Consider the following 20840-nt stretch of genomic DNA (forward strand, 5'->3'; position numbering starts at 1 on the left):
TTTTCCCGTTACAATCGCCGCATGAATACCAGCCCCTGTTCGTTTCGCACCGCCACGCCACAGCAGCTCGCGCAGTCGTTGAGACTGGCCCGCGATTATACGCTGCGGCTGTTCGACTGCTTTGCCGCCGCCGGCATGGATGCGCCCGCGCGCGTTCCGTACCTGCGCACGATTAATCCGCCGCTGTGGGAAATCGGCCACACCGCCTGGTTCGCCGAATGGTTCATCCTGCGCGAGGCCACGTCCAGCCACCCGGCCGATGGCAACGGCAACTGCCTGCTCACGCGCGGCGACGACTGGTTCGATTCGGCGCTGGTGCCGCACCGCAGCCGCTGGACACTGGACTTGCCGCCTGCCGCGCAGCTGAAGACCTATTGTCACGAAGTGCTCGACCGGGTGCTCGACAAGCTCGCGCGCGAACCGCACGACGATGCCGCGCTGTACCCGTACCGGCTGGCGCTGGCGCACGAAGACATGCACGGCGAAGCCTTGTACTACACCTTGCAGACGCTGGGGCTGGCCGCGCCGCACGACCTGCTGCCGACGAACTTTGAGCCAAAGCCGGGCTATGCGCCATCGGAGATCGGCTTCACCGGCGCGGCATTCGAGCTGGGTGCCCCGGCATCGGGGCCTGGTTTCGTGTTCGACAACGAACGCCAGCCGCACCGGTTCGACATCAAGCCGTTCGCCATCGACAGCACCCTGGTAACCAACGCCCAATTCGCCTCGTTCGTCGATGACGGCGGGTATGACAACCGACAGTTCTGGAACCAGGAAGGCGCCGCTTGGCTGCTGCGCCAGGACCGCAGCGCGCCACGCTACTGGCAACGCGATGGCGCCCAGTGGCGCACCGTGCGCTTCGGACAGTTGGCGGACCTCGACGGCGCCGAGCCGGTGCGGCACATCACCCTGCACGAAGCACTGGCCTACTGTGCCTGGGCGGGACGGCGTTTGCCGACGGAGGCGGAATGGGAGTTCGCTGCGGTATCGGGCCACCCGGCGTTTCGCTGGGGCCAGTTGTGGGAGTGGACGGCGACGCCGTTCGAGCCTTACCCGGGCTTCGAGCCGGACCGCTACCGCGAGTATTCGCAGCCGTGGTTTTCCAGCCACCAGGTGCTGCGCGGCGCGTCGTTCGCCACGCCCGCGCGGTTTATCTCGCCGCGCTTTCGCAATTTTTACACGCCGGAGCGTGACGACATGTTCGTCGGTTTGCGCACCTGCGCCTTGCCGCGCTGAGCGGCACGGCGCAGGTGCGATAACGACAGCTTAGATCAGCGATTCGCCCAGTTCAACCAGGTCGTCCGCGTATTCCGACTCGATCAGCTCTTTGCGGGCCACGCCGCTGCGGTACGCTGCGGTGGCGATTTTCGGCGTGACGCCGCGCAGCAGGCGCGGGTCCAGGAGGCCTGGCACCACGTAGTCCTTGCCGAAGCGCGCGTCCGAGCGGGCCATGTCGGCCAGGGCCACCACGCAGGCGCGCTTCATTTCCTGGTTGATGGTCGAGGCGCCGCAATCGAGCGCCGCGCGGAACAGGTAGGGGAAGCACAGCGCGTTGTTGATCTGGTTCGGATAGTCCGAGCGGCCGGTGGCGATGATGGCGTCCGGCGCCACTTCGCGCACCAGTTCCGGGCGCAGTTCCGGTTCCGGATTGGCCAGCGTGAAGACGATCGGGTGCGGATTCATGGCCACGATGTCGGCCTGCGACAGCACGCCAGGACCGGACACACCGAGGAACACGTCGGCGCCAGCCATCACTTCGGACAGGGTGGTGAACGAGGTTTCGCGCGCCCATTCGAGTTTTTCGCCGTCGAGCGGACGCACGGTGGACAGCACGCCCTTGCTGTCGCAAACGAAGATGTTGTGCTTTTGCGCGCCCAGGTCCACCAGCAGTTCCAGGCAGGCCATGGCAGCGGCGCCAGCGCCCGAGCACACGATTTTCACCGTGGCGATATCGCGGCCGGTCATCTCGATGGCGTTGAGCATGCCGGCGCCAACGACGATGGCGGTGCCATGCTGGTCGTCATGGAAGACCGGGATCGGCAGGCGTTCGCGCAGCTTGCGCTCGATGTAGAAGCACTCGGGCGCCTTGATGTCTTCGAGGTTGATGCCGCCGAAAGTAGGGTGCAGCGAGGCGATGATCTCGACCAGCTTGTCGGGATCGCTTTCGTCGATTTCGATGTCGAAGGCGTCGATGCCGGCGAACTTCTTGAACAGGACCACTTTGCCTTCCATGACCGGCTTGCCGGCCAGCGCGCCGATGTTACCGAGACCCAGCACCGCCGAACCGTTGGTGATCACGCCCACCAGGTTGCGCTTGGCGGTGTACTCGTAGGCCTTGGCCGGCTCGCGGGCGATTTCCATGCACGGTGCAGCCACGCCCGGCGAGTAAGCCAGCGCCAGGTCTTCCTGGGTGGCGACGCTCTTGGTCACTTCGATGGCGATCTTGCCGGCGCGGCCGGCACGGTGGTATGCCAGTGCCTTCTGTTCAATGGTGCTCATGGTTTCCTTATCGTGTATGTATAAATTATTATTTTTAAAGCGAAAAACGCCTGCACGGGCGTGAACCGGTGCAGGCGCAATGTGAAGCTGTTCTTTACATCAAGGGTACAGACCGCGAACTTCGCGGGCCTGCAACACCCGGGTGCAGGCGAGAATGAAGGTCGCGGTGCGCAGCGTTACCTTCTTCTCCTGCGACACGGCCCATACAGACTTGAAGGCGTCTTGCATGATGTGCGTCAGGCGGGCGTTGATTTCGTCCTCGCTCCAGAAGAAGCTCGAGAAGTCCTGTACCCATTCGAAGTATGACACAGTTACGCCGCCGGCGTTAGCGAGCACATCCGGCACGATCAGCACGTCCTTGTCGGTCAGGATGTCGTCCGCTTCCGGCGTGGTCGGGCCGTTGGCGCCTTCCAGGATGATCTTGGTGCGGATGCGCGGTGCGTTGTCCGCCGTGATTTGCTGTTCCAGCGCGGCCGGAATCAGGATGTCGGACTCGATGTCCCAGAACGCATCGCGGTCCAGGAACGCTTCGGCGCCGGGGAAACCGGCCACGCTGCCCACTTCCGCCACGTGCTTGTGCAATTGGGCGATATCGAGGCCGCCCTGGTGGACGACGGTGCCGTTGTGGTCCTGCACTGCGATCACCTTGGCGCCGGCATCGGAGAACATGGTGCCGGCCACGCCGCCCACGTTACCGAAACCCTGGATGGCGACGCGGGCGCCTTCGATGGCCACGCCGCGCTGCGCGGCGGCTTCGCGGCCCACCACGAACACGCCACGGCCGGTCGCTTCGCGGCGGCCCAGCGAGCCACCGAGCGAGATCGGTTTGCCGGTCACCACGCCGGTGGACAGATTACCTTCGATCATGGCGTACGAGTCCATCATCCAGGCCATCACCTGTTCGTTGGTGTTGACGTCGGGCGCCGGGATATCCTTGTTCGGTCCGATGATCAGGCTGATTTCGCTGGTGTAGCGGCGCGTCAGGCGCTGCAGCTCGTTGCGCGACAGGGTTTTCGGATCGACCCGGATACCGCCCTTGGCGCCGCCGTAGGGCACGTTGACCGCCGCATTTTTCACCGTCATCCACGCTGACAGCGCCATCACTTCCGACAGCGTCACGTCCTGGTGAAAACGCACGCCGCCCTTGCCCGGACCGCGCGACATATTGTGCTGCACGCGGTAACCCTCGTAGTGCGAGATGGTGCCGTCGTCACGCTCGATCGGCACGTCCACGGTCAGGATGCGCTTGGGGCGCTTGAGGGTTTCCACCCAGCGCGACAACGAGCCGAGGTGCGGCGTCACGCGGTCGATCTGCTGCAGGTAGACGCCCCATGGACCCAGGTCGTCGGGATTGAGGTAGGAAGGCAGTACGTGCTGCTGGTGCGCGGTGGTCATGCGTGTGCTCCTGTGGATTCGTCGAGAATTCGTGTTGTGGGAACCAGGCTTTTGGCGTTGTTCCGGTGTGTCGAATCATAGGACTGCACCGCAGGAGCGGCCAATGCCGTCTGCGCATTCGGTTATGCAAAAGACGCATAGTTACGATATTTTTACTACCTTTCTGAAACTGGCGCGCGCCGGCGCGGTGCCTTGTCGTTCTGGCGCTGCTCGAGAAAATCCCACAGGCGGCCCACGATGGCCTTGCCGCGCCGCTGGGTGGAGGGCTTTTCGCGGTACAGGCGGATGTCCATTTCGATCTCCCAGTCGGCGCTGTGGTTGTCGGCCCGCGCCAGCTGCTTTTGTTTGAGTTCGCGCGTGACCGCAGACTCGGGCAGGAAGGCGATGCCGCGCCCTTCCAGCGCCATCATCTTTAGCCCCTCGGCCATGTCGGTTTCGTAGTGCGGTTCCAGGTGCAGCGGCGGCTTGGCGTCACCGAGGATCAGTTCCACCATGCGGCCCAGGTAGGCGTTGTTGGTGTACGAGAGAAAGGGCAGCGGCGCCTTGCGGGTGCCGGGCAGCACGAATTCCGGCACGCGATTCTTGTCGCAGCGGGCGTAGGCGCGCAGCGACTCGCGGCCCAGCACCAGCATGTCGTAGCGCGACGGGTCGAGCTGCACCGGCTGGCGCGGATGGTGGTAGCACAGCAGCAGGTCGCAGCCGCCTTCGACCAGTTGCAGCACGGCGTCGTGGACGTTGACGGCCATCAGCCGGCTGTTGATCGGTGCAAAGTCCGTCTCCAGCGCGGTGAGCCACTTGGGCACGAAAGTGAGCGAGAGCGTGTGCGGCACGGCCAGGTCGATGCTGTTCTGCGCGGCCGCGCGCTTGGAGCGGAGCATGTCGCGCGCGCCGTTGATTTGCGCCAGCATCTCGAGCGCCTGCTCGTAGAACACGATGCCGGCAGGCGTCAGGCGCGTGGGATACGACGTGCGGTCCACCAGGTCGGTGCCGAGCCAGTTTTCCAGCGACTGGATGCGGCGCGAAAACGCCGGCTGCGTGACATGGCGCAGCGCCGCCGAGCGGCTGAAGTTATTGGTCTCCACCAGCGAGATGAAGTCTTCGAGCCATTTGGTTTCCATGACGATCCTCTCGTTCTGGTCAGGAGTTGGAAGCGTTCATGCCGGCGATCAGGCCCAGCGCCGCGCTCATCTCGCCCAGTTGCGCCGGTGGGCAGCTGCGCAGCAGGTCACGGCTGATCTGCTCGGCCACGACCACTGCGTTCTCCAGCAGCTCACGCCCGGTGGGGGTGATGGCGGCGTAGGCCACGCGGGCGTCGCGCGGGTCTTGCTGGCGTTCGACCAGGCCGATTTTTTCCAGCGGCAGCAAGGTGCGCGTGACGCCGGAAGCTGTCAGGCCCTGGCGCTCGGCCAGGTCCACCCGGCGCAAGCGGCCGCCCGGCGCGCGGCTCAGGTAGTGCAGCAGCATGAAGTCGCCAAAGCTGATGCCATGGTAGCCACCCAGCACCTGGTCGAGCCGGCGCACCAGCGTGGCTTGCGCGCGGGCCAGGCGCAGGGTGAATTCCAGGCTGGGCGCCACTGGCGGATATTGATTGTCCATCGCTTGCACCTTGGGTAATTTGATTGAATACTACTTGATAAATGTTTGAGTGCGCAACTAATTATTTGTGCATTGTTCATGCTGGCAAAGCTATGATAACGTTTTCATAAATGATAAAACCCGGGGACAGCACCATGCACATGGGTACCACCGAAATTTTCCTGATCGCGATGCTGTTGATCTTTGCTGTGCCATACCTGATCTGGCGCGTGGGCGGCACCGACTATTACGCCCCGCTGGTGATCGTGCAGATCATCACCGGTGTGATCCTGGGGCCGGGCATCCTCGGCCGCGCCTATCCTGAGTACTACACCTTCGTGTTCAATCCGCAGGTGGTGCAGTCGTTGAACGGCATCGCTTGGTGGGCGGTGATGATTTTCGTGATGCTGGCCGGGATCGAGCTCGATCTGAAAAAGGCCTGGGAACACCGGCGCGAGAGCACCATTACCGCCAGCCTGGCGCTGGGCACGCCGCTGGTGTTCGGCTGCATTGCCGCCTTCGGCATGCTGGGTTTTGCCGGCTGGATCGGGCCGAAGGCGCAGTCGTGGCAGTTCGTGCTGGGCGTGGGCATGGCGTGCGCGGTGACCGCGCTGCCGATCCTGATTTTGCTGATGGAAAAGCTCGAGATCCTGCGCGAAAACATCGGCCAGCGCATCCTGCGCTACGCCAGCCTCGACGATATCGCCATCTGGGCGGTGCTGGCCGTGATCATGCTGGACTGGGACCGCGTCACGCGCCAACTGGGTTTCATCGTGGTGTTCATGGTGGCCACCTGGCTGTTCCGCCTGCTGATGGCCAGGCTGGAAGAGCGCGACCGCTGGTTTGTCGCGCTGATCTGGCTGGTGGCGGTATCGTTTGCGGCGGACTGGGCCGGGCTGCACTACATGGTGGGGGCGTTCCTGGCCGGCGCCGTGATGGACGCGCACTGGTTTGCCCAGCAACGGCTCGATTTCATGCGCCAGACCGTGCTCATCACCATCATGCCCGTGTATTTCCTCAGTGCCGGCCTGCGCACCAACTGGGCGGTAGGCGGCTCGGCCGTGTTCGTGGCGGCGGCAGTGCTGCTGGCGGCGTCGCTGTCGGGCAAGCTGATCGGCACCCATATCGCCGGCAAAATCCTCAAGTGGGGGCAGGGCGAGGCGTCCATCATCGGCTGGCTGTTGCAGACCAAGGCGCTGATCATGATCATCTTTTCCAACATCCTGCTCGACAAGGGCCTGATCACCAACGAGACCTTTACGGCGCTGCTATTGATGGCCATCGCCAGCACCATGCTGACGGTGCCGATGGTGTACCCAAAATTGCGGCGCGCCGCGCAGTTGATCGTCAAAACCAGCTGATATAATTATGGGATGAACGAACCTATCCAAACCCCACAACAGCCTGCGCTGCCAGATCGCCTGTCGATCGACCCGCGCAGCCCGCACCACGTTGCCGCCGTGTTCGAACACGATGTTGGCATTACCTTCAACGGCAAAGAACGCACGGATGTCGACGAGTACTGCATCAGCGAAGGCTGGATCAAAGTCCCGGCCGGCAAAGCAGTCGACCGTCGCGGCAACCCGATGCTGATCAAGCTCAAAGGCGTGGTGACCGCGTTTTACAAGTAACCAGTGATGTCAACGCAGCGACCCAAAACACCACCTCCGGGCGACCGCAGGTGGTTTTTTTATGCCGGGTCGACTGCCTAGCTGGCTAACTGCTGCTTCGGCGGCGACTCGCGCAATTTGTCCAGCATTTGCAGCGTGTTCGGCTGCAAATTCATGATGCCGTGATAGGCGCAATATTCACAAAACGCTTCTTCGGGGCTCATGGCGACGATCGTCGCATCCGAGTGGCCACGGCGGCGCAACGCGCGCAGGCAGGCTGCATCCATATTCCTGGGGTTCATGCAAATACTCCCTTTCGAGATTTTAGTTGATGCCCGGAATTATAGATCGTAATAATTCTATATGGAAACTTTATTGGGTTTTTTTATATGTGATTTTAAAATAGTGAAACTTTGACGATCCTTGATCATGAGGCAGTAATGTACGCTAGCGCACGTTAAACGACCTTTCAAATCCTGCGCTTCTTGGTGATATTTGCACTCAGCATGTCGAACAGGGTGCGCGATGCGGGCGCCATCGCATGTTGATGCTTGCAGATCAGGCCCAGTGTCCGCTTCACGGACGGATTGACCAGCGGCACGCCGATCACGGCACCTTGCCGCTGCGCCAGGATCGACAACCCCGGCACCGCCGCCACCCCGAGCCCCGATTCCACCAGCGCCAGGATGCCCGAGACGTGGTTGATCTCGCACGAGATCCACGGGTGCTTTTCCACGCCGGCCAGCGCGGCGTCGAGCACGCTTCGGTTGCCGCTCGACTTGGCCACCGAGATGTAGCGCTCATCGACCGTGTCTTTCCAGCTCAGTTTCTTGCGCCCGGCCAGCGGGTGGTCGCGCCGCATTGCCAGCACATAGCTTTCCACGTAGATCGGCTGGAAGTTGATCTCGGGATTTTCCGCACCGGTAAAACAGATGCCGAAATCGGCCTCGCCGGTCAGCACCAGGTTGAGCACGTCCTGCGCGCTTTCGTCATGCACGCGCACGCGGATCTTCGGAAATTGCGCGGTGTACCGTTTCAGGACATCGGGCAGGAAATGCCAGACGGCCGACGGCACGCACGCCAGCGTGACCGTGCCGGTGCGGTGCGCCGCCAGGTCGGCCACGCCCAGCACGGCATCTTCCAGCCCGTTGAGCGCGTCACGCACATTGACCAGGAATGCCTGGCCCACGTTGGTCAGCTGCACGCGGCGGGTGGTGCGCTCGAACAGTTTTACTCCCAGCGCTTCTTCGAGCTTGTCGATGCGGCGGCTCAGCGCCGGCTGCGAGATGAACAGGTCATTGGCGGCCTGGCGAAAGCTGTTGCGCTCGGCCACGGCGACGAATGCCTGCAGGTCGGGAAGATCGTAATTGATGCGTGACATGCATGAATCCAGGGAAAAATTGCAATTATCAAATTATGCCATTTCTACGATGATACGAAACCAATCAGCCTCGGCAAGAAGGCATCATCGAAAAACGGAGACACGATGCGACATCGTCATATGTTTGTGCTGCTGCTGGCGGCCAGCGGTACCTGCCTGGCGCAGGACGGCAATGAAATTTACGGCATCGCCGATCTGGGCGTCCGCTACGTCGACAACCTGGGCGCCAACAATGCGCCGACCGCCGGCGGTGCGCTGCCCACCGTCAGCAGCGGCGTCAACAAGACCAGCCGCTGGGGCTTGCGCGGGCAGGAAAGCCTGGGCGGTGGCTGGCAGGCGCTGTACCGCCTGGAAGGCGGCCTCAATCTCGATACGGGCAGCTCGGCAAAGTCCGACAAGCTGTTCGACCGCCAAGCCTGGGTGGGCCTCAAAACGCCGCTCGGTTCGATTTACCTGGGGCGCCAGGCCAACCTGATTTCCGACGCGCTCTCCACGGTGGACCCGCTCGGCATCCGCTATGCCTCCTTCAATCCCAACGTCAACATCACCGGCATGAGCAATACCGCATTCGGGCGCCACTCGTTCGGCCAGCAATACGGCACCAGCGGCTATGCCGACAATTTTTACCGGCTCGACAACACGGTGAAAGTCACCACCAACCTGGGGCCGGTCGTGGCGCGCGCTGCGTATTCGTTCGGCGAGACGCCTGGCGCCACCTCGCCCATGTCCACCTGGGGCGGGGGGCTGACGTACCAGCAGGCGGACGTGGCCGTGTCCGGCGCGGTGATGCGCTTGCGCAACCGCGACAATCTCGCGCTCGACGCCGCCTCGCTGGGCGCCGCCTACAAGCTCGGCGACTGGCACTTCAAGGCCAATGGCGGCTACAACCGTGCCGACACCGGCGCCGGCCAGACCGTGCACCAGCGCGTGCTGTCGGCCGGCGTGAGCCGTCAACTGAGGCCCGACCTGCTGCTCACCACCGCGTACTTCAAGGTGCGGCGCACCACCACCGGCCGCGTGGACGACGGCTTCCAGCGGGCGTTTGCCTACCTGGAAAAGTCGCTGTCGCCGCGCACCACCGTCTACCTCGAATCGGACTACACCTTGTGGCAAGGGGATGCCGCCGGCGTGACCGGCAACCGCCCCAACGACCGTCGCGGCCTGGGCATGACGCTCGGCCTGATGGAAAAATTTTAATTACAGGAGAACATGATGTCGCTTCAACCTGCACTGTTGCGCAAATCCCGCCCTTTGCTGCCAGCCCTGGTCGCGCTGGCCCTGCTGGCCGCTGGCGCGGCGCATGCCGCCGAAATCCGCGTGGTCAGCTCGGGCGGTTTCGCCCAGGCCTATAAAAACCTGGCGGCCGACTACGAGCGCGCCAGCGGCGACCACCTGGTCTCCGAGTGGGGGCCCTCAATGGGCACCACGGCCAAGGCGATTCCCGCGCGCCTCGCGCGTGGCGAGCCGATCGATGTCGTGATCATGGTCGGCGATGCGCTCGACAAGCTGATGGCCGAAGGCAAGCTGGCCGCTGGCACCAAGGTCGTGCTGGCCGACTCGCCGATCGCCTGCGCCGTGCGGCGCGGCGCCCCCAAGCCCGACATCAGCACCACCGAGGGCTTGCGCAATGCCTTCCTGAAGGCGAACAAGGTCGCGTATTCGGACAGCGCCAGCGGCGTCTACATCGAGACGCAACTGATGAAGAAGCTGGGCATTGTCGAGCAGATGCAGGGCAAGGCCGCGAAAATTCCGGCTACCCCGGTCGGCGAAATTGTCGCCCATGGCCAGGCCGACTTCGGCTGCCAACAGCGTAGCGAACTGATGCCCGTCGAAGGCATCGAGATCGTCGGCCTGCTGCCGGCGGACGTGCAGCAGATGACCGAGTTTTCGGCGGCGCTGGTGCGCGATGCCAAACAGCCGGAAGCCGGGCGCGCCTTGTTGAAGTTCCTGTCGTCGCCGGAACATGCCGGCGCCATCGAAGCTACCGGCCTGGTGCCGGCAGCCAAAACGAAGCAGTAAGCGGCGCCGGTAAAGCTTTCAGCAGACGATTTTTTAACAAGTTACAGGTATCAGGTAATAGAAAACAATGGCTATTCAATCCACCGCCAAACCGGTGCGCGCCCCGTCGCGCATCGCGACCGTCATCCGAGTGACGAGCGGAAACTTCATCGAAATGTACGATTTTTTCCTGTTCGGCTTTTATGCCACGTATATTTCCAAGGCGTTCTTCCCCGCCAGCAGTGAATATGCAGCACTGATGATGACCTTCGCCACCTTCGGCGCGGGCTTTTTCATGCGTCCGCTGGGCGCGATCATTCTCGGCAGCTATATCGACCGTATCGGCCGCCGCAAGGGCCTGGTGCTCACCCTGGCCATCATGGCCTCGGGTACCGCGCTGATCGCCTTTGTGCCGGGCTATGAAACCATCGGACTGATGGCGCCGCTCCTGGTGCTGATCGGGCGCTTGCTGCAAGGCTTTTCCGCCGGTGTCGAGCTCGGCGGGGTGTCGGTGTACCTGTCCGAGATGGCCACGCCCGGCAACAAGGGCTATTACGTGAGCTGGCAGTCGGCCAGCCAGCAGGTCGCGATCATCTTCTCCGCCGGACTGGGCTACTTCCTCAACGAAACCTTGAGCCCGGCGTTCATCGCCGACTGGGGCTGGCGCATTCCGTTCTTCATCGGTTGCTCGATCATCCCGGTGGTGTTCTACATCCGCCGTTCGCTGCAGGAAACCGAGGAATACCTGGCGCGCAAGTCGCATCCGACCTTCCGCCAGATGCTCAAGACCATCAGCCTGAACTGGCCGCTGGTGGTAGCCGGCACCATGCTGATCGTGTTGACGACGGTGGCGTTCTACCTGATCACGGTCTATACGCCCACCTTCGGCAAAACCGTGCTCAAGCTCAGTACCGAAGAAAGCTTGCTGGTGACGCTGTGCGTGGGCTTGTCGAACTTTATCTGGCTGCCGGTGATGGGGGCGCTGTCCGACCGCATCGGCCGCTGGCCGATCATGGCGGTGTGCTCGGCGCTGACGGTGGCCACTGCGTATCCGGTGCTGTCATGGCTGGTGGGCCATCCGAGTTTCCAGAACATGGTGATGGTGGAGTTGTGGCTGTCGTTCCTGTACGGCAGCTACAACGGCGCCACCATTGTTGCGCTGACGGAAATCATCCCGGCCAGCGTACGGACCACCGGCTTCTCGCTGGCCTACAGCCTGGCCACCGCGCTGTTTGGCGGCATGACGCCACTGGTTTCGACCCTGCTGATTGAAAGCACCGGCGACAAGGCCGCCCCCGGCTACTGGATGGCCGGCGCCGGCGCCATCAGCCTGTTGGCGACCTGGCTGGTGTATCGGGGCATCGTCAAGGAACGCCACTAAGCTTCGGGGTCAGTGCCGACATTCGGACATTTTTGAACTTATGAATTGAAGTACGCTTCAATGAAAAAGTTCCGCGATGTCCGAATGTCGGCACTGACCCCCGAAGTTATGGATGAGCGCGCTGGTTGAGCTTGCGTACCAGCAGCAGCGAGCCGAGCGACGTGGCCACCATCAGGTAGCCGATTACGTCGAAGTGCTCGAGGCGGCCGTCGGCGGCCTGGCTGACGATGTGGCCGGCCACCACCGAGGCCACGCCGCCGGCCAATTGCTGCAGCGATGCGCTGATGGCGTTGAAAGCGCCGCGCTGGGTGGGCGGCGGGATCGATGCCGCCAGCGCCTGGAACGGAATCATGCGCGAGAAGATGCCGACGAACATGACGGCGTTGAGCACGATCAGCACCGGCAGCGAGATCCGGCCCAGGTGCGTATAAATCAGCACGGTAACCGTCGAGACGATGGTGCCGAACAAAAACACCGGCAACTTGCCGCGCCTGTCGGCGATCTTGCCGATCATCGGTCCCGCAAAAATCGTGCAGATGCCGGTGACCAGGTACACGGTGGGCAAATGCTGCATGTCGATGCCGAGGTTGTTGACGATGTAGGCGCTGCTGAACGGCATCAGCATGAAGCCGCCCATGGTCAGCAACGCCGTGGTGGCAAACGCCAGCAGGTGGTGCGGCACCTTCACCGTGTGATACAGGTGCATCCACGGGCTGTGTTCCTGCGGCTTGCCCAGGTGGGCATTGACCGGCGCCATCTGCCACGCGACGATCAATCCACCGACCAGGCCGAACCCGGCCAGCGCCAGGAATGGCACGTGCCAGTCCCAGTGGTTCGATAAATAAATACTGATCGGAATGCCGAGCACCTGGCTGGCCGCAAACGCGGTCTGGATCAGACCCATCACGCGGCCCCGCATGGCGGGCGCGAACAGGTCGGTGGCAATCGCCAGCACCACCGATCCGATCACGCCGCCGAACAGCCCCGTGACGATACGGGCAATCACCAGCGCCTCGTAACTTTGCGCCAGTCCGCACCACACGGTGCCGAGGATAAACCCGGTATAAAAGAACAGCAGCAGTTTCTTGCGGTCGTAGCGGTCGGCAAATCCGGCCGTGAGCAGGCCGGAAATACCGGCGCTGAACGCATAGGCCGACACCACCACGCCAAACTGGGCCGGACCAATGGCCAGCGCCGGCATGATCACCGCGCCCAGCGGCGACATGATCATGAAGTCGAGGATCACGGCAAACTGCAGGAAGGCGAGCAGGGCGACGACGATTTTCTGGTAGCGGGAGAATTCCGGGGTGGCGGGCGATTTTATTGTTGTTGGCATGGCTGGCGAGAGTGGTAGCTGAGTTGAGTACTAGTTGGTGGCGCTGGACTGGTTGGGGGTGAGGTACAGCTTGCCACCCTGGTAGTCGAATACGATGTCGAGCTGGCGCAGGATGCCGTTGCTGATGTTGCCGGCAATGGGCGTGCCACCGGTGCCACCCGTACCATTGAGCAGGCCGCTGGCATGGGTGGACAGTTCCAGCGTCGGGTCGGCAATGCGCACGTCGCCAATTTCGAATAGCTTGCCCTGCGTGGCCAGCACCCGGCTCTTGCCGCCGATGCCTTGCGCGGTCTGCACCACGTCGCCGGCGCCGTATTTTGCCACCAGGCCGTGGCGCTCCACGAATGACTGGTTCATCGTCAGCGAGTAGTCGCTGCCGGTGTCGATGGTAAACATGCCGGGCAGGCCGTCCAGCTTTGCCGCCACTTGCGGCGTGCGGTCGTGGAAGGTGAGGGCGATCGGTGCGGCCGCGCCGCGATAGACGAAATCCTTGGGATCGTAAAACGTGATCTGGCGCGCCGCGTAGTCGATGCGGGTGGGCGTGAGCGACAACCATTCGTAGCCGATGGTGCCGTCGATCGGCAGGTTGTCGAGCGTGGGACTGGTGAAGAACGCCTGCTGGCTCAGGGTCAAACCGGCCAGGCCGATTTCCTTGATGGTGGTGAGCATGCCGCGCTCGCTCTGCGGCCCCATGCCCGACAACACGGCCACGCCTTGCACCGGCAACCGCAGGCGGCGGTGCAGCTTGTTGCTGATGACGTTGCGCGCGCCGGTGTCGAGGATGAAGCGGAACGGTCCTTGGCCGTTCAACGTCATCGAAACGCAGATGTGCGCCTGGCACGGCTCGAACGGGATCGTCACCGAACGCCGGCCGACGCCAAAGCCTTCGATGGCGGCAGCGGTGGGCAGCGTGAAATCGAGCTGCGCGGCGGGGCGGCCCAGCACCATGCTGGTCACCCGCAGCACGTCTGCATCGCGCTCGTCGCGCCCGTCCCGCGTGCGTTCCTCGAACGGCATGGTCACTGCGCCCACCTTGCGGAAATCGCGGTAGTCGACGGTGAGCAGTTTGCCGTCGACGACTTCCTGGCGCCGCTCGACGCGACCGCTGGCGATATTGATCCAGAAATCGAACGGTGCGCCGCGCTGGGGCGTGACCCGCACTACGGCGTAATCGACACCCGCCTGCCGGCGCGGCGCACGAAGCTCGAGCTTGCGCGCCTTGCCATTGCCGCGCGCGAACCACCAGCCGTAGGATTGGCGGCGCAGATACTGTTCGGGATTTGGCGCATCGGCATCGAGCTTTTCCACCCGGCCCATGCGCTGCTGCCAGAAGTCGCGGCCGTCCGAGCGCGACATCTGCCGCGCCACCGCTGACGAGGGAATGCGCTGCGCATAGCGACCGCTGACAAAATCGATATCGCTGCTGCCGGCTTCCTGGTGGTCGTCGTCGCCGGGATTGCCACCGTAGCTGCGCACGAACTGGGTCTGCAGCGTGGTGACGGTGCGCCAGGCCTCGCCACCGACCGCCACGCGCGCCTGCGCCATCAGCGTTTGCGCAGTGGGGGCGGCGATGGCAGAGGGTAGGGCGACCAGGGTAAGCCACAGGCCGGCGGCGAGTTGAAACAGCGGGCGGGCACTCAACGATGACACTTTCGGTAGAGGGGCAGACATGACAGACATGGTAGCCCAAAAGCCGAACTGCACGCCCAAATAAAAATGGCCACCGGATCGCTCCGGTGGCCATTCTTTAATCCTTAGTCAGCTGGCACAATCGCGATTAACGATCGCCGTAGCTGCGACGGGCGCCGTCGGTGCTGCGCGGGTTGCTACCCTTGTAGCCGCCGCCCGAGCCTTCCTTGCGGGGTGCGTTAGGACTGCTGAAGCTGCGTTGACCTGGCTTGGCGCCGCCACGGTTGTCGCCCGGCTTCCAGCCGCCTGGACGCGAGGTCGAGCGTGGTGCCATGCCCGATTTCTTCGGCTCGTAGCCCTCGACCACGTTCACCGGAATCAGCTGCTTGGTGAAGCGTTCGATGCGCTTGACGTTCATGCCTTCGGCATGGTTGACCAGCGAGATCGCCTGGCCGTTACGACCGGCGCGGCCGGTACGGCCGATGCGGTGGACGTAATCTTCCGGGAACTTCGGCAGATCGTAGTTGAACACGTGGGTGATCGTCGGCACGTCGATACCGCGCGCGGCAACGTCGGTGGCGATCAGGATTTTTACCTGGCCGCGACGCAGGCTGTCGAGCGTGCGGTTACGGGCGCCCTGGTGCATGTCGCCATGCAGTGCGGCAGCCGAGAAACCGGCGATGTTCAGGCGGTCGGCGATGGTGTCGGCGTCCCGCTTGGTGGCGGTGAACACCACGGCCTGGTCGAGCGACTCGTCGCGCAGCAGGTGGTCCAGCAGGCGATTCTTGTGCGACAGGTCGTCGACGAAGTGCACCGTCTGGGTGATGTTTTCGTGCTTGTTGGCAGCGCTGATGATCTGGATGACTTGCGGATCACGGGTGATGCGGCGGGCCATATTGCCCACTACGCCGTCCAGGGTGGCCGAGAACAACATGGTCTGGCGCGTCGATGGCGTGGCGGCGACGATCTTTTCGATGTCGTCGATGAACCCCATGTCCAGCATGCGGTCGGCTTCGTCCAGCACCAGGATTTCCAGTTGCGAGAAGTCGATCTTGCCCGATTCCATGTGGTCGATCAGGCGGCCAGGGGTGGCTACCAGGATTTCAGGATTCTTGGCCAGCAGTTGCATCTGCTTAGGGTAAGGCATGCCGCCCAGGATCGAGACGGCCTTGATGCGGCGCAGGTTGACGCTGTACTTGTCGGTGTTGGTGGTTACTTGCAGTGCCAGTTCGCGGGTAGGCGTGAGCACCAGCATTTTTGGCTGGGCAGCCTTGAAACGTGGACGCTCGCCACGGGCGCGGGCAGCCTGCATTTCCTGGTTGGGCGTCTTGCCGGCAGCTGCTGGCTCGACTGCGAACAAACGGTGCAGCGACGGCAGCATGAATGCTGCGGTCTTGCCGGAACCGGTTTGCGAGGAGACCAACAAGTCCTTGCCTGCGATGGCCGCAGGAATAGCCTGCTGCTGTACCGGCGTTGGCGCGGTGTAGCCGGAATCGGTCAGGGCTTTAATGATGGACGTGTTGAGACCAAGTGCTTCAAATGTCATGCTGTTCTTTCGTAAAAATCTGCGTTCACGCATAAACGGAACGCGAAATAGCAACGCCTACCAAAACGAAATGACTCAATCAAAATCGAAAGAAATTTCGGCACAAAAGCTTTGCGCCGGGACGGTGTCAGGTGCGACACCAGAGGCGGGAGGGCTTTAGCGACATCAGGATGATGCGCAAGGGCTGCGTAGCTGCTAAAAAAATCTTGGCTGAACAATCGGCGCCGCTGCTTGAATTGCGACGCGCTCATTGCAGCGCACAAACAGGACTATACAGTAGTTGGGGCAGTCTGTACAGGTGTCCAGTGTAAACGAGGCCGGGGACGCTGCGAACAGCGCCCCCGGCCTGAGCAAACCTGGGTGTTACGCCAAGCTTACAGGTAATCTTCCGCGTTCAAACCCATCACGTGCGAGAAGCCGCCGTCGACGTAGGTGATTTCGCCGGTGATGCCCGAGGCCAGGTCGGACAGCATGAAGGCGGCGGTGTTGCCCACTTCGTCGATGGTGACGTTGCGGCGCAGCGGCGCGTGCGACGAGGCAAAGCCCAGCAGCTTGCCGAAGTCCTTGATGCCCGAGGCGGCCAGGGTCTTGATCGGACCGGCCGAAATGCCGTTGGCGCGGATGCCTTTCTTGCCCAGGTTTTCCGCCAGGTAGCGTACCGACGCTTCCAGCGAGGCCTTGGCCAGGCCCATGGTGTTGTAGTACGGAATGGCGCGGATGGCGCCCAGGTACGACAGCGTCAGCAGCGACGAGCCCTCCTTGAGCAGCGGCAGGGCGGCCTTGGCCATGGCCGGGAAGCTGTAGGCCGAGATATCGTGGGCCACGCGGAAGTTTTCGCGGGTCAGGCCGTCGAGGAATTCGCCGGCGATCGCTTCGCGCGGGGCGAAACCGATGGCGTGGACCAGGCCGTCCAGGTGTTGCCAGCTTTTGCCCAGGTCGGCAAACAGGGCGTCGATCTGCTCGTCGCTGCCGACGTCGCAGTCGAACACCAGCTTGCTGTCGAATTCGGCAGCGAATTCGGTGATGCGGTCTTTAAAACGTTCACCCACGTAGGTGAACGCCAGTTCGGCGCCTTCGCGGTGGCAAGCCTTGGCGATACCGTAAGCGATGGAACGGTTCGACAGCAAACCAGTGATGAGGATTTTTTTGCCTTGCAGGAACGCCATAATGACTCCAATTGCGACTGCGCCCCCGTGCTGGCTCAGAGCCTGCAGGGCGACGGCAGTGGGGGGTTGTTTTGTACCGTGTGGTTGGCTATTGCCGGACACGCAAGTCCGAGATTGTAGGGCGTGTCTGCCGCGACTGCAAGAATTCTTCACGGGCCACGCCCCGGTGCGGGCGCGGCCTGCCAGCGCAGTCGCCGCCGCTCGACAGATACTCAGTTACTTTTTTTGCGGTTCCTGCTCTTGATCGAATCGCGCGACACGCGCGCCTTGACCAGCGACACGGGGCCGGACTTGCTGCCGGCATTGGCGCCGGCGCGCTTGTAACCGGACTTGCCGACGGTGCGCTCGGGTTCGAAGGCGACGGTGGCGTTATCGGCCACTTCCGGTGCGATGTCGCTATAGGTGCCGGTGGAGATTTTCGGCACCAGGATGGTGGAGCCGGCCTTGAGCAGCGAGCGCTGCGGCAAATTGTTGGCCTGGCGGATCACGTCCGGGGTAGTGTGGAAGCGCGATGCCAGCGAGCTGATGTTTTCTTTGGCGCTGGTAATCTTGTGCACGGTCCAGGTGGACAAGTCCTTGCCCCACTGCGCCAGGTTCAGGTGGAACTTGTCGGCGTTTTCCTTGGGCAGCAAAATCTTGGTCTGCTCGTCGCCGGTAATGACCGGGCGCTTGAACTGCGGATTCAGGGCCTTGAATTCGTCGATTGACAGTTCGGCCAGTTGGGCGGCAATCGTCATGTCGATATCGCTGGTCTTGTCCACGGCCGTGAAGTAAGGCGTGTTGTCGATGATCGGCAGGCTCACGCGGTACTGGGCCGGGTTGCCGATGATGTTTTTCATCGCCTGCAGCTTGGGCACGTACTCGCGCGTTTCGGTCGGCATCAGCGGCGACAGGCTCTCGAAATCGGTGGGCTTGCCGGCGGCGCGGTTGCGGGCGACGGCGCGCTGCACCGAGCCCTCGCCCCAGTTGTAGGCGGCCAGCGCCAGTTGCCAGTCGCCAAACATGTCATACAGGCGCTGCAGGTAGGACAGGGCGGCATCGGTCGATTCCATCACGCCGCGGCGCTCGTCCTTGAAGGCGTCCTGCTTGAGGTTGAAATCGCGGCCGGTGCCCGGTACGAATTGCCACATGCCGGCAGCGTTGGCGCGCGACAGCGCTTGCGGATTGAAGCCCGATTCGATGAACGGCAGCAGCGCCAGCTCGGTCGGCATGCCGCGCTTTTCCAGTTCGCTGACCACGTAGAACAGGTAGAGCGAGGCGCGTGCGCTGGTCGTGGCGATGTGGTCGGGGCGGGCGCTGAGCCAGGTGGTGTTGCGGGTGACCAGTTCGCTGTTCAGGTCGGGGATGGCGTAGCCGCTGCGGATGCGGCCCCAGAGATCTTTTTCGTGGTATTCATCGTCGGCCCGGGCCGGTTTGCTGGCCTTGAGCGAGGCGGCGACGTCGAGGGCGGGATTTTTTTGCAGGGAAGGCAGGGTGCTGAGCGTGGCAGCGGAAATCGGTGTCAGGACGTGAGCGTCGTCGAGGTCGTGTTCGAGAGCGTGGCTGGCAAAAGGGGCCAGCAGGGCCACGAGGGCGGCCAGGGCGGCTGTCTTGGCTGTATGTTTACTACGGTTGCTTGCTTGCATAGTTTTCCATCGCTGTTGTTAAACCAACATCTAGCGGACCATGAAATAAAGGTGGAGTGTACGAAGCTCGCCGGAGCACGTCAAGGAATATGTCAATCGCATGACTTGATGATATCGAATAGTTGCCGGCAGATAAGGATGTAATCGCGGCAAAATGCATGAAGTATCGGCTGCGCCCAAGAGTGCGTACAATCGCGTCTTTGCATAGTTTGATTCAAGGAAACGCATCATGAGCACCACCGCCCCCGTCCTCGACCACGAGGTAGTTGTCGCCGAGACCGTCCACTGGCTCGAGAAAGCCGTCATCGGCCTGAACCTGTGCCCTTTTGCCAAGGCAGTCCATGTCAAAAAACAGGTTCGCTACGTGGTGAGCGAGGCGACCACGCCGGAAGCGCTGCTGGAAAAGCTGATGGAAGAGCTGGAACACCTGGCCGAAGCCGACCCGGAGAAAATCGACACCACGCTGATCATCCATCCGTACGTGCTGAAAGACTTCGAAGACTACAACGAGTTCCTCGACGTGGCCGATGCTGCGCTGGAAGACATGGACCTCGACGGCATCCTGCAGGTGGCCAGCTTTCACCCTGACTACCAGTTCGCCGACACCGACAAGAACGATATCGAGAACTACACCAACCGCACGCCGTACCCCACCTTGCACCTGCTGCGCGAAGAGAGCATCGACCGCGCGGTGGAAGCATTCCCGGAAGCGGCCGAGATTTTCGAGAAGAACATGGACACCATCCGCGCCCTGGGTCACGACGGCTGGGACAAGCTGATGGCCGACAAGGCATGAGCACAGGCAGCGACAAGTTGCCCGAACGCCCGGACACGCCGTGCGTAGCGGTGTGTTCCACCACCTTCGACGACGTGTGCAGAGGGTGCGGGCGCACCGTGGTCGAGGTGGCGCACTGGGTCTCGATGACGGCCGAGCAGAAAGAACTGGTGTGGCAACGCATCCTGGCGCAGGGCTACCCGCGCCGGAACAAATAAACCGCTATCACTATCAATAAGTACCGATGTAATCTTTCTTGCCCACCTCGACACCGTTATGGCGCAGGATGTCGTACGCGGTGGTGGCGTGGAAGTAGAAGTGCGGCAGGGCGTAGTGGAACAAATAGGTCTGGCCGGTGAAGTGCTTGGTCTTTTCGCCGCTGCCGGTGGTGATCGCGCGGGTTTCGCTGCCTTCGATGGCGTCTTGCGGCACGCTGTCGATGTAGGCCAGGGTTTTCTCGATACGCGCTTTCAGTTCGGCAAACGTCACTTCCTTGTCGTCATACGACGGCACGTCCAGGCCGCCGAGGCGGGCAGCTGCGCCCTTGGCGAAATCGCAGGCGATCTGCACCTGGCGGGTGAACGGCAGCATGTCCGGGAACAAGCGGTACTGCAGCAGTGCGTTCGGGTCGATCTTCTTGTCGGCGATGTGCGCTTCGGCCTTGCCCAGGATGGTGTGCAGGCTGTTGAGAATCTGCTTGAATGCTGGAATGGAGGCGGAGTAGATCGAAAAAGTGGTCATTGGGACTTTCCGTATGTTGACAGGGAGCCGCGATATTAGCCTGTCGTCACGATTTTTGCTTGCCGGGCCGTTTTTTGATGCTGGTTTGCGTGCATAATTCCGAAAGGTAATATTCTGCAACGCTCACCGACACACTCCAAGACGATGCCCATTCTTTTCCTTCTGCGTCACGCGATACCGTTA

The 20840-nt window shown here is 62.4% G+C and carries 20 protein-coding genes; 8 read left to right on the forward strand and 12 right to left on the reverse strand.

The window, feature by feature from the left end; all coding sequences use genetic code 11:
- Positions 1-21: 21 nt before the first annotated feature.
- Complete coding sequence (gene senA / locus DUPY_RS24410; RefSeq protein ID WP_070251741.1) at positions 22-1236, forward strand: selenoneine synthase SenA; 1215 nt, start codon at positions 22-24, stop codon at positions 1234-1236.
- Between the two features lie 30 nt (positions 1237-1266).
- Here senA and DUPY_RS24415 read toward each other — a convergent pair whose 3' ends face one another.
- The 4 genes from DUPY_RS24415 to DUPY_RS24430 all read right to left on the reverse strand — a co-directional run bounded on the left by DUPY_RS24415 (position 1267) and on the right by DUPY_RS24430 (position 5490).
- A complete protein-coding gene (locus DUPY_RS24415; RefSeq protein ID WP_070251742.1) occupies positions 1267-2499 on the reverse strand; it encodes a malic enzyme-like NAD(P)-binding protein in 1233 nt (410 codons plus the stop codon).
- Positions 2500-2598: 99 nt separating this feature from the next.
- On the reverse strand, positions 2599-3894 hold the full coding sequence (locus DUPY_RS24420; RefSeq protein WP_070251743.1) for a Glu/Leu/Phe/Val family dehydrogenase: 1296 nt from the start codon (positions 3892-3894) through the stop codon (positions 2599-2601).
- A gap of 155 nt (positions 3895-4049) precedes the next feature.
- Positions 4050-5012, reverse strand: coding sequence for a LysR substrate-binding domain-containing protein (locus DUPY_RS24425; RefSeq protein WP_070251744.1), 963 nt, complete (start codon positions 5010-5012; stop codon positions 4050-4052).
- 19 nt (positions 5013-5031) lie between these two features.
- Positions 5032-5490: a MarR family winged helix-turn-helix transcriptional regulator gene (locus tag DUPY_RS24430; protein ID WP_084640880.1), complete on the reverse strand. Its 459-nt coding sequence runs from the start codon at positions 5488-5490 to the stop codon at positions 5032-5034.
- A 134-nt stretch (positions 5491-5624) separates the two neighbouring features.
- Here DUPY_RS24430 and DUPY_RS24435 point away from each other — a divergent pair, with 134 nt between their 5' ends.
- Both DUPY_RS24435 and DUPY_RS24440 read left to right on the forward strand, forming a co-directional pair.
- Positions 5625-6830 carry a cation:proton antiporter gene (locus tag DUPY_RS24435; protein WP_070251745.1) on the forward strand — a complete coding sequence of 402 codons (1206 nt, stop codon included), beginning with the start codon at positions 5625-5627 and terminating at the stop codon, positions 6828-6830.
- Positions 6831-6842: 12 nt separating this feature from the next.
- Positions 6843-7100: a DUF3297 family protein gene (locus tag DUPY_RS24440; RefSeq protein ID WP_070251746.1), complete on the forward strand. Its 258-nt coding sequence runs from the start codon at positions 6843-6845 to the stop codon at positions 7098-7100.
- Between the two features lie 77 nt (positions 7101-7177).
- On the opposite strand, the gene DUPY_RS24445 is transcribed toward DUPY_RS24440, so the two are convergent.
- Both DUPY_RS24445 and DUPY_RS24450 read right to left on the reverse strand, forming a co-directional pair.
- Entirely contained in the window at positions 7178-7381 is a 204-nt protein-coding gene (locus tag DUPY_RS24445; RefSeq protein ID WP_229255488.1) for a hypothetical protein, read from the reverse strand.
- Between the two features lie 167 nt (positions 7382-7548).
- The gene (locus DUPY_RS24450) at positions 7549-8460 is read right to left on the reverse strand and encodes a LysR family transcriptional regulator (RefSeq protein ID WP_070251748.1); all 912 of its coding nucleotides are present in this window, start codon (positions 8458-8460) and stop codon (positions 7549-7551) included.
- Positions 8461-8565: 105 nt separating this feature from the next.
- Between DUPY_RS24450 and DUPY_RS24455 the strand changes: the two genes are divergently transcribed.
- From DUPY_RS24455 to DUPY_RS24465, 3 genes are all read left to right on the forward strand, one after another.
- Positions 8566-9657 carry a porin gene (locus tag DUPY_RS24455; protein ID WP_070251749.1) on the forward strand — a complete coding sequence of 364 codons (1092 nt, stop codon included), beginning with the start codon at positions 8566-8568 and terminating at the stop codon, positions 9655-9657.
- Positions 9658-9672: 15 nt separating this feature from the next.
- Positions 9673-10479, forward strand: a complete 807-nt coding sequence (locus DUPY_RS24460; protein WP_208600098.1) for a substrate-binding domain-containing protein — start codon at positions 9673-9675, stop codon at positions 10477-10479.
- A gap of 67 nt (positions 10480-10546) precedes the next feature.
- Positions 10547-11839 (forward strand): MFS transporter, encoded by a 1293-nt coding sequence (locus DUPY_RS24465; protein ID WP_070251750.1) that lies wholly within the window; start codon positions 10547-10549, stop codon positions 11837-11839.
- 106 nt (positions 11840-11945) lie between these two features.
- Here DUPY_RS24465 and DUPY_RS24470 read toward each other — a convergent pair whose 3' ends face one another.
- From DUPY_RS24470 to DUPY_RS24490, 5 genes are all read right to left on the reverse strand, one after another.
- Positions 11946-13175 (reverse strand): MFS transporter, encoded by a 1230-nt coding sequence (locus tag DUPY_RS24470; protein WP_070251751.1) that lies wholly within the window; start codon positions 13173-13175, stop codon positions 11946-11948.
- Between the two features lie 30 nt (positions 13176-13205).
- Positions 13206-14846: a retroviral-like aspartic protease family protein gene (locus tag DUPY_RS24475; protein ID WP_229255489.1), complete on the reverse strand. Its 1641-nt coding sequence runs from the start codon at positions 14844-14846 to the stop codon at positions 13206-13208.
- Between the two features lie 106 nt (positions 14847-14952).
- A complete protein-coding gene (locus DUPY_RS24480; RefSeq protein WP_070251753.1) occupies positions 14953-16350 on the reverse strand; it encodes a DEAD/DEAH box helicase in 1398 nt (465 codons plus the stop codon).
- 374 nt (positions 16351-16724) lie between these two features.
- Positions 16725-17516, reverse strand: coding sequence for an enoyl-ACP reductase FabI (gene fabI / locus DUPY_RS24485; RefSeq protein ID WP_070251754.1), 792 nt, complete (start codon positions 17514-17516; stop codon positions 16725-16727).
- A 212-nt stretch (positions 17517-17728) separates the two neighbouring features.
- A complete protein-coding gene (locus DUPY_RS24490; protein ID WP_070251755.1) occupies positions 17729-19141 on the reverse strand; it encodes a transglycosylase SLT domain-containing protein in 1413 nt (470 codons plus the stop codon).
- Positions 19142-19370: 229 nt separating this feature from the next.
- On the opposite strand from DUPY_RS24490, the gene DUPY_RS24495 reads away from it, so the two are divergent.
- A complete protein-coding gene (locus DUPY_RS24495; RefSeq protein ID WP_070251756.1) occupies positions 19371-19937 on the forward strand; it encodes a DUF1415 domain-containing protein in 567 nt (188 codons plus the stop codon).
- Complete coding sequence (locus DUPY_RS24500) at positions 19934-20134, forward strand: DUF1289 domain-containing protein (RefSeq protein WP_070251757.1); 201 nt, start codon at positions 19934-19936, stop codon at positions 20132-20134. The genes DUPY_RS24495 and DUPY_RS24500 overlap by 4 nt, the downstream gene beginning before the upstream one ends.
- 13 nt (positions 20135-20147) lie before the next feature.
- On the opposite strand, the gene DUPY_RS24505 is transcribed toward DUPY_RS24500, so the two are convergent.
- Positions 20148-20657 carry a DUF1993 domain-containing protein gene (locus DUPY_RS24505; RefSeq protein ID WP_070251758.1) on the reverse strand — a complete coding sequence of 170 codons (510 nt, stop codon included), beginning with the start codon at positions 20655-20657 and terminating at the stop codon, positions 20148-20150.
- Positions 20658-20840 lie beyond the last annotated feature (183 nt).

The sequence above is a fragment of the Duganella phyllosphaerae genome, from assembly GCF_001758785.1.
GTDB lineage: Bacteria > Pseudomonadota > Gammaproteobacteria > Burkholderiales > Burkholderiaceae_D > Rugamonas > Rugamonas phyllosphaerae.

Bases quoted from the DNA above. Each gene is read 5' to 3' on its own strand.
- DUPY_RS24460 (WP_208600098.1), top strand. From the start codon at position 9,673: ATGTCGCTTCAACCTGCACTGTTGCGCAAATCCCGCCCTTTGCTGCCA.
- DUPY_RS24450 (WP_070251748.1), bottom strand. From the start codon at position 8,460: ATGTCACGCATCAATTACGATCTTCCCGACCTGCAGGCATTCGTCGCC.
- DUPY_RS24455 (WP_070251749.1), top strand. From the start codon at position 8,566: ATGCGACATCGTCATATGTTTGTGCTGCTGCTGGCGGCCAGCGGTACC.
- DUPY_RS24475 (WP_229255489.1), bottom strand. From the start codon at position 14,846: ATGTCTGCCCCTCTACCGAAAGTGTCATCGTTGAGTGCCCGCCCGCTG.
- DUPY_RS24470 (WP_070251751.1), bottom strand. From the start codon at position 13,175: ATGCCAACAACAATAAAATCGCCCGCCACCCCGGAATTCTCCCGCTAC.
- DUPY_RS24465 (WP_070251750.1), top strand. From the start codon at position 10,547: ATGGCTATTCAATCCACCGCCAAACCGGTGCGCGCCCCGTCGCGCATC.
- DUPY_RS24480 (WP_070251753.1), bottom strand. From the start codon at position 16,350: ATGACATTTGAAGCACTTGGTCTCAACACGTCCATCATTAAAGCCCTG.
- DUPY_RS24425 (WP_070251744.1), bottom strand. From the start codon at position 5,012: ATGGAAACCAAATGGCTCGAAGACTTCATCTCGCTGGTGGAGACCAAT.
- DUPY_RS24495 (WP_070251756.1), top strand. From the start codon at position 19,371: ATGAGCACCACCGCCCCCGTCCTCGACCACGAGGTAGTTGTCGCCGAG.
- DUPY_RS24435 (WP_070251745.1), top strand. From the start codon at position 5,625: ATGCACATGGGTACCACCGAAATTTTCCTGATCGCGATGCTGTTGATC.
- DUPY_RS24500 (WP_070251757.1), top strand. From the start codon at position 19,934: ATGAGCACAGGCAGCGACAAGTTGCCCGAACGCCCGGACACGCCGTGC.
- DUPY_RS24420 (WP_070251743.1), bottom strand. From the start codon at position 3,894: ATGACCACCGCGCACCAGCAGCACGTACTGCCTTCCTACCTCAATCCC.
- DUPY_RS24415 (WP_070251742.1), bottom strand. From the start codon at position 2,499: ATGAGCACCATTGAACAGAAGGCACTGGCATACCACCGTGCCGGCCGC.
- senA (WP_070251741.1), top strand. From the start codon at position 22: ATGAATACCAGCCCCTGTTCGTTTCGCACCGCCACGCCACAGCAGCTC.
- fabI (WP_070251754.1), bottom strand. From the start codon at position 17,516: ATGGCGTTCCTGCAAGGCAAAAAAATCCTCATCACTGGTTTGCTGTCG.
- DUPY_RS24505 (WP_070251758.1), bottom strand. From the start codon at position 20,657: ATGACCACTTTTTCGATCTACTCCGCCTCCATTCCAGCATTCAAGCAG.
- DUPY_RS24440 (WP_070251746.1), top strand. From the start codon at position 6,843: ATGAACGAACCTATCCAAACCCCACAACAGCCTGCGCTGCCAGATCGC.
- DUPY_RS24430 (WP_084640880.1), bottom strand. From the start codon at position 5,490: ATGGACAATCAATATCCGCCAGTGGCGCCCAGCCTGGAATTCACCCTG.
- DUPY_RS24445 (WP_229255488.1), bottom strand. From the start codon at position 7,381: ATGAACCCCAGGAATATGGATGCAGCCTGCCTGCGCGCGTTGCGCCGC.
- DUPY_RS24490 (WP_070251755.1), bottom strand. From the start codon at position 19,141: ATGCAAGCAAGCAACCGTAGTAAACATACAGCCAAGACAGCCGCCCTG.